Origin of the sequence: Ureibacillus sp. MALMAid1270, assembly GCF_049202975.1 — a bacterium.
Taxonomy (GTDB): domain Bacteria; phylum Bacillota; class Bacilli; order Bacillales_A; family Planococcaceae; genus Ureibacillus.
Genome location: NZ_JBMIRP010000049.1, coordinates 1 through 8,529 on the forward strand (window position 1 = coordinate 1; position 8,529 = coordinate 8,529).

Annotated in this window: 11 protein-coding genes and 2 pseudogenes; 6 read left to right on the plus strand and 7 right to left on the minus strand. The window is 33.6% G+C overall.

Annotation, left to right across the window (positions count from 1 at the left end; genetic code table 11):
* Window positions 1-145 (minus strand): annotated as a pseudogene (locus ACOQFO_RS05900) (IS21 family transposase); the annotation flags it as partial.
* A gap of 148 nt (window positions 146-293) precedes the next feature.
* Here ACOQFO_RS05900 and ACOQFO_RS05905 point away from each other — a divergent pair.
* Window positions 294-770, plus strand: a complete 477-nt coding sequence (locus ACOQFO_RS05905) for a hypothetical protein (protein ID WP_421688773.1) — start codon at window positions 294-296, stop codon at window positions 768-770.
* A gap of 14 nt (window positions 771-784) precedes the next feature.
* On the opposite strand, the gene ACOQFO_RS05910 is transcribed toward ACOQFO_RS05905, so the two are convergent.
* The 6 genes from ACOQFO_RS05910 to ACOQFO_RS05935 form a co-directional block, all read right to left on the minus strand.
* A complete protein-coding gene (locus ACOQFO_RS05910) occupies window positions 785-1,234 on the minus strand; it encodes a hypothetical protein (protein ID WP_421688774.1) in 450 nt (149 codons plus the stop codon).
* Between the two features lie 19 nt (window positions 1,235-1,253).
* The gene (locus tag ACOQFO_RS05915) at window positions 1,254-1,715 is read right to left on the minus strand and encodes a hypothetical protein (protein ID WP_421688775.1); all 462 of its coding nucleotides are present in this window, start codon (window positions 1,713-1,715) and stop codon (window positions 1,254-1,256) included.
* A gap of 338 nt (window positions 1,716-2,053) precedes the next feature.
* Window positions 2,054-2,236, minus strand: coding sequence for a hypothetical protein (locus tag ACOQFO_RS05920; RefSeq protein ID WP_421688776.1), 183 nt, complete (start codon window positions 2,234-2,236; stop codon window positions 2,054-2,056).
* A gap of 21 nt (window positions 2,237-2,257) precedes the next feature.
* Complete coding sequence (locus ACOQFO_RS05925; RefSeq protein WP_421688777.1) at window positions 2,258-2,416, minus strand: hypothetical protein; 159 nt, start codon at window positions 2,414-2,416, stop codon at window positions 2,258-2,260.
* A gap of 54 nt (window positions 2,417-2,470) precedes the next feature.
* Complete coding sequence (locus ACOQFO_RS05930; RefSeq protein ID WP_421688778.1) at window positions 2,471-2,602, minus strand: YvrJ family protein; 132 nt, start codon at window positions 2,600-2,602, stop codon at window positions 2,471-2,473.
* A 4-nt stretch (window positions 2,603-2,606) separates the two neighbouring features.
* Window positions 2,607-3,158: a sigma factor-like helix-turn-helix DNA-binding protein gene (locus tag ACOQFO_RS05935; protein WP_421688779.1), complete on the minus strand. Its 552-nt coding sequence runs from the start codon at window positions 3,156-3,158 to the stop codon at window positions 2,607-2,609.
* Between the two features lie 596 nt (window positions 3,159-3,754).
* Here ACOQFO_RS05935 and menC point away from each other — a divergent pair.
* The 5 genes and pseudogenes from menC to ACOQFO_RS05960 all read left to right on the plus strand — a co-directional run.
* Complete coding sequence (gene menC, locus ACOQFO_RS05940) at window positions 3,755-4,861, plus strand: o-succinylbenzoate synthase (RefSeq protein ID WP_421688780.1); 1,107 nt, start codon at window positions 3,755-3,757, stop codon at window positions 4,859-4,861.
* 75 nt (window positions 4,862-4,936) lie between these two features.
* Window positions 4,937-5,980 carry a hypothetical protein gene (locus ACOQFO_RS05945; protein ID WP_421688781.1) on the plus strand — a complete coding sequence of 348 codons (1,044 nt, stop codon included), beginning with the start codon at window positions 4,937-4,939 and terminating at the stop codon, window positions 5,978-5,980.
* Window positions 5,981-6,172: 192 nt separating this feature from the next.
* A complete protein-coding gene (locus ACOQFO_RS05950) occupies window positions 6,173-6,919 on the plus strand; it encodes a VCBS repeat-containing protein (protein ID WP_421688782.1) in 747 nt (248 codons plus the stop codon).
* A 109-nt stretch (window positions 6,920-7,028) separates the two neighbouring features.
* Entirely contained in the window at window positions 7,029-8,045 is a 1,017-nt protein-coding gene (locus tag ACOQFO_RS05955) for a S66 family peptidase (protein WP_421688783.1), read from the plus strand.
* 226 nt (window positions 8,046-8,271) lie between these two features.
* A pseudogene (locus ACOQFO_RS05960) lies at window positions 8,272-8,355 on the plus strand (amino acid ABC transporter permease); the annotation flags it as partial.
* Window positions 8,356-8,529 lie beyond the last annotated feature (174 nt).

Below are 8,529 nucleotides of genomic sequence, written 5' to 3' on the forward strand. Positions count from 1 at the left end.
TCACAAGTTTATGATGAATTTTATAGGAATCTCTTATTCGTTCATGTGGTAATGGGGATAAGAGATTTCTTTCATTTTTTAGAGCTAGGATTGGAATTTTCCCTGTTCCTTGATGGTAACTGTTGTTGATCCGATCGCAAACCTTAACTGATAGTTATTTTTGCATTTTCTTCATTTATCCTTTTTTGTGATTACAATTAACTACTACTTTTGTATATTTGATTTTTCAGTAAATTGTTGTATCATTTTCTTACAACCTTTTTTTAATTGGTAGAGAAAGGAACTATTAAATTATGAATAAAAGAAAGCTACTTTCATTAGGAACAATCGCAATTTTATTAATCATTGCTCTAACATACTTTTTTATAAAAGGGCAACAATCTCAAACCTTTGCTGAGGCTAATCGTGTTTTCCCCCCTTATGACCAATATATCATGGACGAATTACATATCTATTCAGAAGAAAATAACGCTATGATTCCAGTGGAAATAAGCTCTGATGATATGAAAATACTTACTGAAATAATGAACACAACGGAAGTGAGTGGGGATAACATCAAAGAACCTTTCTCTAAAACACTTATCGTTGAACAAAAATTTCGCGATATTGCTGGCGGAAACTTAAATTTCACTTTGTACCGTTTTAATAATCATTTTTACGTTGCTATACCTGTTGACATTCACACAAATGAAATCGAATGGTATCAACTGAAAAGCACAGACCTACCTGAATTCTACTTGAAACTATTAGAAAAAACCCCTCAAAAATAGAGGGGTTTTTGTCATTATGCCATAAGTTTTTGACCTGTTGGCGTATAATAACCTGTAATAGTTCTACCGACTGGAATGTCAACATAACTTCCATCATTAGTACTAATTCGTTTAACAATCATTCTAATCTCCCATTTCGGGTAAATACTTCGTTCAATGTCACGCGATAAATTGTTAAACATCTCTGCCGCGTGCTTACAGTAACCTGCAACCGTAGTCTTTTTCGATGGAACAAATCCATTAAGAACGCCCACAATAGTTCCAGCCATAGATACTACTGGGTCATAATGCATGTCTGCATACTGTACAAGGTTATTCGCTCCAGTTTTAAATTGGCTCTCCGTAATTTTGCCTTCAATGTAATCTTTTAATTCAAAATAAAAATACGCCTTATGCAACGCAGAATTAGCATTAATATCAATTGTTAGGTAATGTTCGCCTTCATTTAAAATATAATTTACCATTGTTTCTCCCTCCCCTTTTTTAAAACGTTATTGTAATTCCTTGTGAATTAGTTTTAGAAATTACATAACCTTTACCTCTAATAGCTTGAACGTATCCTCCAGCTTGAGTATCGGTAACTCTAACCATCGGTACACTAAGTTTCATTGAAACGAAATTTGAATCCCATTGTTGTACCTGTGTTTTAAAGAATTGATACCCATCATTAAGTTCTGTTAAAAATTCACTCTTTCGTGTCTCTGCTGCTTCCTCTGCATACCCACCTAATGTTGAGATTAAAGCCGGTATTCCTAATGTCCCTTTAAAAAGAGTTGCAAGAGTTGGAAGAGCATTTAATAATCTAATAACTTCTGCCTCATTATTCCCTGAATCTACCGCTAGCCATATTTCCATTTGTGCTCGTTGGTAATCTTTTAATTGTTGTAAACTTGTAATATTCAACACCGCATCACTTACTGTTGTTGATGTGTATCGACGTGCCATTTTATTTCCCCCTTTTGTTTTTTTGTTAGCTGCTAACGATATTAAAAGGGCAATTCATTTCTCTTTTTACAACCTTTTAAAAAAACTTTTTTTCAAAAAAGGGTTTTTCGTTTTCTTTACACATTAAAGATTACGGAGGTGAGAGAATGGAATTCCAATACAAAAACAACGGCAAAGAATTCAGTCTTAAAATTTCAGTTAGGTTTCTGGTAACATCATTCACAATCGCATCAATTACACTTACTCTTTTCAGTCAAATGAACTAAACAACAAAAATACATAACAAAAAAAGAGTTTCTACCCATCGAGGTTGGAACTCTTTTTTAAAAAGGTATTATTTATGGAAAAATGATTGAATATGCAGCAATTTCACATAATCGTTTATATGTTACCCCTAGCAATAAACGAGTTTCATTTAATTGTTGTTTTAATTCCTTCGGAACATGAATACCCGTATCTTTAACCTTTCCATGATTTTCAAGAATCTGGATTTTACCGTAGTTTTCATCTGTTGTGCTCAAAACGAAATCAAAAGGACTTCACTATTTGATTTCCGTTTTTTCATACAGATGTTGTCGTAAATCTTCTCTATGCTGAGGGCTAGTCTGTAACAAAGCATATTCAATTACAGGTTGTATTATTTGTATAATTGCATTTTTTTCTTTTGTCCCTAATCCATTTTTACCTTGAACTTTATACACCATTTTACCACCAACCTTACTTTAACTTCTGTTCTGTTACTTGTTGTTCCTACTTCATTTAATTTTGCTAACATTTTCCGAAAGATCATCAATTGATTCTCTCAGCTTGTCTATTTTTCCCTCAAATCGAACTAATAAATAAATTGTAATCGCTACTGGAAAACCAAAATTACCTACGATTTGCACCCACTCAAGCCCCTCTATCACTCTTCATCACCGCCTTTAATTTATTAATAGCTGCTCTATGCACCTTAGAAATCGCTTGTTGAGTTACATTCAATTGACTCGCTGCTTCTTTTTCACTTACCCCCTCTAGATACAACAGATATAATACTCTCCTTTGTTTATGGGTGAGGTTAATGATCGCTTGATACAACTTATCATCTACAAACAATTCCTCTAATTTTGTATCCCACATTTCCTCGTAAGTGCGAATAGTGCCTTTATCCACTAAAAAATCCCCTAAAGTAACACCATCTTCAAGCTGTTTATCTATTGATATATTTAGCTTTTCTTTACTTCTAATTTTTTGGTCAAATCTTTTAGCTTCAAAATGAATAGCCTTCTTCAAATAAGCCCTAATCATCAGTTGCTTTTCAAATACTTTATAAGCTTCATTAAGCTCATTAGCATTTTCTTCACTAGGTTCAGAAAGGGATTTTAGATAAATTACGTTATTTTCTTCATCCTCTAAAAATTTAGCAAAATTATGACTTTCTACGATACTTTTGTTAATTTTCATTCATTAATCCCCTCTTTTTCTACAGAAACTAGGAACGTATGTTCTTATTTGTTTCAAAAAAAACGCCTTTCCATATATAAGGTAATTTTAAGTAACTTTTTACAACCCTTTTTCCAATTTTAATTTACTTTTCTAATTTAAAATAGTCTTGTAAACATATTATATTTATATTTCAGAAATAAAAACGAGCAACCAGATTGATTAGCACTTTAAATTCGGCAATTTCCTGAAACGCAACTATGACAAGCTACACGAAAATTTCATGAAGCCCTATAAAAAGAGTAACCGCTAAAAAATTAGCAGTTACTCCTATTCATACGATCCGCTGGTTGCTTCCGTATTTACCATTGTCGTGCTGGTTACTGTCGTTTTCATTGCGATTTTAGAGAAAATCTATGGTGTTGGTAAACTTTATAGTAATCATTAATAATTTCACTACCACTTCAAAAAGTACTAGATTAAAGGCTTTTTTGAAGTGGTTTTTTTATGAAAACCTAAATATAGAGTACAATGAGGAAATAGAAGAATTCATCTAATTATAAATTTTATGTATTTGTCATAAGAGAAATCATATCTATATAGAAGGGGCTTGTTTTATGAGATTAACCGATATAACAATTCGCCATTTGAAAATGCAGTTAAAACATCCATTCACAACTAGTTTTGGGTCGTTTAAAGACAAAGAATTTTTATTGCTCGAAGCAAAAGATGAAAAAGGAACAGTCGGATGGGGTGAATGTGTCGCTTTTGATACACCGTGGTATACCGAAGAGACTGTCAAAACATGCTGGCACATGTTAGAGGATTTCTTAATTCCATTAATACTACATAAAGAAATTTCTCACCCAGATGAAGTAAGTGAAATATTTAAAAGCATACGTAAAAATAACATGGCAAAAGCTACAATTGAAGGTGCCTTATGGGATATTTATGCACAACAAACAAACCAATCTTTAGCCGAAGCACTCGGTGGAAAAAAGGACAAGATTGAAGTTGGTATTAGTATTGGTATTCAAGATTCCATTGAAAAACAACTAGCCGTTGTTGACCAATCCATTAATAATGGATACAAGCGAATTAAGGTGAAAATTAAGCCAGGTTGGGATGTAGGGTTAATTCGAATATTGAGAGAGCATTTCCCAGATGTGCCACTAATGGCCGATGCCAATTCAGCGTATACATTGGATGATATTGATGTGTTAAAGCAACTAGATGAATATCATTTAATGATGATTGAACAACCACTAGCTTCTGATGATATTATCGATCACGCTAAATTACAAAAACATATAAAAACTCCAATATGCTTAGATGAAAGTATTACTTCTTTAGAGGACGTTACAAAGGCGATCGAGCTAGGTAGTTGTGGAGTGATCAATGTAAAAATTGGACGAGTTGGAGGATTAACAGAAGCGAAGAAGATTCATGATTATTGCGCGGCAAATGGGGTGCCGGTTTGGTGTGGTGGAATGCTTGAGGCGGGCATTGGTAGAGCACACAATATTGCCCTTACTTCATTATCGAATTTCGTCTTACCAGGTGATACTGCAGGATCAAGCCATTATTGGGAAGAAGATATCATTACACCAGAAGTAGTCGTACAAGACGGTTATATTAACGTACCTCGTGAAAATGGAATTGGATTCACTCCTAATATTGATGCAATCGAACGTTTTACAATAGCAACTAAACACTATCATTAATAGGTCCCTAATAAGTTTCTTACATACCTTATTTGGTGTAACAAGAACTTTTCTAACGTTGAAATGAGGGAATAAATGAAAAAAAGCTTTCGAATCGGACTAGCATTTGTTGGCTTGGTAGTTGGAGGAGGCTTTGCATCTGGACAAGAGATGATGCAATTTTTTACAAGCTTCGGAGTATATAGTGTTTTTGGAACCATTTTAGCAACAATCGGTTTTGCCTTTTTAGGCATGAACATAGCCCAAATAGGTTATCGATTAAATACAAAATCACATAAGGAAGTAGTTTATTTTCTTTCAGGTCGAACATTAGGTTCGATTTTAGATATTTGTATTACGATCTTTTTATTCTGTGTAACTGTTGCTATGTTTGCTGGTACTGCTTCAGCATTAAGACAAGTTTTAGGTTTTGACCCGGTTATCGGAAGTGCCTTAATGGTAGTTTTGACGGTCTTAACATTAATGTTAAATATTAAAAGTATTATTAATATGATCGCATTAGCAATTCCTTATCTATTAGGATTAATGCTGATTATCTCTGTACTTTCCATTCTTACAACAGATTTATCTTTAGCTGAACAAACAATTTTGGCTGAACAACAGCGTTCTGCCGCTCCCAATTGGTTTATGGGCGCATTACTCTATGTATCTTACAATATCGCTACAGGTGTTGCGATGATGACTGTAATCGGGAGTACAGCACCTAGTAAAAAAGTAGCCGGTATGGGTGGAATCATCGGCGGTCTTATACTTGGAGTACTTATTTTATTGGTGAATATTGCTTTGTTTGCAAAAATGGATGTTATCTCTGGAAAAGATATGCCTATTGTAGAAATTGCATTTAATATTCACCCAATCATCGGAATACTAATGGCTATTGCATTACTTGCCATGATTTATAGTACAGCTGTAGGGATGATGTATTCTTTTATCGTTCGATTTATCTCTCCTAAGGATAAAGTATATAAACCAACTGTTGTGTTCTTTGGAATTTTAGGCTTTCTAGCAAGTTTTGTTGGGTTTACAGTATTAGTAGGAAAAGTATATTCATTTATGGGGTATATAGGTTTTGCAATTATGGCTGCCATCACTCTTACGTGGTTAACAAAAAGAAATTAAGCTCATAACTATCGATTATGTCCTCGAACCTTGTCGGGGACTTTTATTGTTATTAGGAATTTTGCTCTTGTCCTCATACATAATTTTCTCCGTAAATTAGGCACATTTCACGATAGGTAATCATTAAATATTAAGTAAATCACTAATTATTTATTCAAGTACATTAAAAGTGTTAAGTGAAAGGAGAAAACAATGAATCCACTTTGGCAACCTACTGTAATGCCGCCAATGCATTTACAAATCCCAAGAGGAGCATCCATTATTTCTTATAAACTAGGTGATGTGACTGGTGATGGTTTTCCGGATCTCGTTTATCTTACTGCTGAAAGACAATCAGATAGTCCATTTTTAACGAATATAACGCTATATGTGAAATTCGGTAGAACGAATCATATTGAAATGTTTCGATTACCTGAAAATGTAGGATATAATCCAACTATTTGGTTAGGGGATCTTACAAATGATGGGGTAAATGATATTTTTGTTGTCATTGATTCAGGTGGAAGTGGTGCTATTATCTATGCTTACATTTACTCAATGCAAAATGGAAGAATTAGAAACATATTTGATTCCATTAAATTTAATGAACAACACGGATATAAAGTTCAATATGAAGATCATTATAAAGCAGCGGTTATTAGCAGTAGACCGAATAAAAAATATATATTGGACCTCCAGTATAAGGGTGAGGAATACTTAAATGAAATTTATCATCCAAATGGAACATTAATACAACCAATTGAAGGATGGGTTGATCCACTTAGTGCCTTATATCCCGTAGATATAGGTAGAAATGGAAAGTATAGTTTGCTAGGATTGCAACTAATAGCTGGTAGGTATCATGCAGATGGTTTAGGATATGTTGAAAATCAATTACATTGGGATGGTCGTACATTTTCAATTGTCCGTCAATCCGTAGCAATTCCAGGTGAAGGTTAATAATATAAAAGTAAGCCGATTTCTAATTTAAAAATCGGTTTTATTTTTCTTCTATTATACGTACTATAATATAAATCTTTAAAACTATTAAGAAATGTGGGGAAAAGTTATGGCAATTATATATCCAGTTCTGTCTAGTTCATCGACAATAGGCGTAACAGCTCCATCATCAGGTTTGTACAAAGAGCAATATACATTACTAGAACGAGCAATTCATAACCTCCAAAATAAAGGATTTAATATTAAAGTAGGCGATACATGTTGGTTACAATATAAAGCAAAATCTTCACCAGCAAAAACGCGTGCTTTTGAACTGAATAATATGCTTCAAGATGATTCAATTCATTTCATCTTCCCGCCTTGGGGAGGGGAATTATTGATTGAGATATTAGAATATATTGAGTTTGATAAAGTAAAACCTAAATGGATACTAGGGTATTCGGATACGAGTGTACTATTATTTGCAACAACACTTAAAACCGGAATTGCCACTGCACATGGACCGAATTTGATTGATATGCGCGGAAGATATTCTGATCAAACAACAGCTATGTGGGAAAATGTTTTATTTACAAAGGAAAATGAGGAAGTCATTCAATATTCTTCAGGATACTATCAGTTAGAATGGCGGCATGATGATGAAACGGATTATATATATCATTTAACAGAAAGAACACGATGGAAAACCATTTCAAATAATCCGATGTATGTAAAAGGTCGTCTATTAGGGGGCTGTATTGATGTAATTCGACACTTAATCGGTACACCTTATGGTAATGTTCGAGAATATCAAAATCAGTTCATCCAAAATGAACCAATTATATGGTATTTAGAGAATTGTGAACTGAATGTAACAGATTTGCGAAGATCATTAGTACAGATGAAATTAGCCGGGTGGTTTGATCAATGCAGTGCCATTCTATTCGGTAGAAGTCCTGCAAATCAACCTGTAGATGATTATAATGTAGTGGATGTTTATATGGATTTGGCAGAAGAAATTGATGTTCCAATAGCTTACGATATTGATTGTGGACATATGCCACCTCAAATGACCTTTGTTAATGGGGCTTACGCTGAAGTAAGAATCTATAATAATGTGGGAATGATTACTCAGAGATTTATTTAATAATAAAGGAAGACTGTTGGTGATATTTTGCCACAGTCTTTTTTAATAGTAAATCTTTTGTGCGAAGTAGTTCATCGATTTTGATAGTAACGTTATGATACTATTTGATTATTATTTTTTCGGAATCATTTGAAAAGTTATTTAATTTAAAACCAAGTTGTTATATATGTATAGATTACTTTTGTTTAGTAGAGTTTGGAGGTTAATCAATGGGCATTCAATTTTGCTCGTACAATTATTCTTAATTTACTATGGTTTACCTCAGCTATTCCCTGTATTTACAAAGATGGATGCAATAACAGCATGTGTTAAGGCTAACTTTAATGGGGATGAATAAGAAAATGGGGCTGTCCAAAAAGCCCTAAAAAGAAAACAGATGAATGGAAATTTTGATTTCCCATTCATCTGTTTTCTATTTTCTTTGATTTTTGGTGAAAGTAGCTGGCGGATGCCTGCTACTTTCAGGAGATTGTGAGCCATTGCC

Coding starts and splice junctions, on each gene's coding strand:
- ACOQFO_RS05905 (WP_421688773.1), top strand. CDS start 294: ATGAATAAAAGAAAGCTACTTTCATTAGGAACAATCGCAATTTTATTA.
- ACOQFO_RS05910 (WP_421688774.1), bottom strand. CDS start 1,234: ATGGTAAATTATATTTTAAATGAAGGCGAACATTACCTAACAATTGAT.
- ACOQFO_RS05915 (WP_421688775.1), bottom strand. CDS start 1,715: ATGGCACGTCGATACACATCAACAACAGTAAGTGATGCGGTGTTGAAT.
- ACOQFO_RS05935 (WP_421688779.1), bottom strand. CDS start 3,158: ATGAAAATTAACAAAAGTATCGTAGAAAGTCATAATTTTGCTAAATTT.
- menC (WP_421688780.1), top strand. CDS start 3,755: ATGAGATTAACCGATATAACAATTCGCCATTTGAAAATGCAGTTAAAA.
- ACOQFO_RS05945 (WP_421688781.1), top strand. CDS start 4,937: ATGAAAAAAAGCTTTCGAATCGGACTAGCATTTGTTGGCTTGGTAGTT.
- ACOQFO_RS05950 (WP_421688782.1), top strand. CDS start 6,173: ATGAATCCACTTTGGCAACCTACTGTAATGCCGCCAATGCATTTACAA.
- ACOQFO_RS05955 (WP_421688783.1), top strand. CDS start 7,029: ATGGCAATTATATATCCAGTTCTGTCTAGTTCATCGACAATAGGCGTA.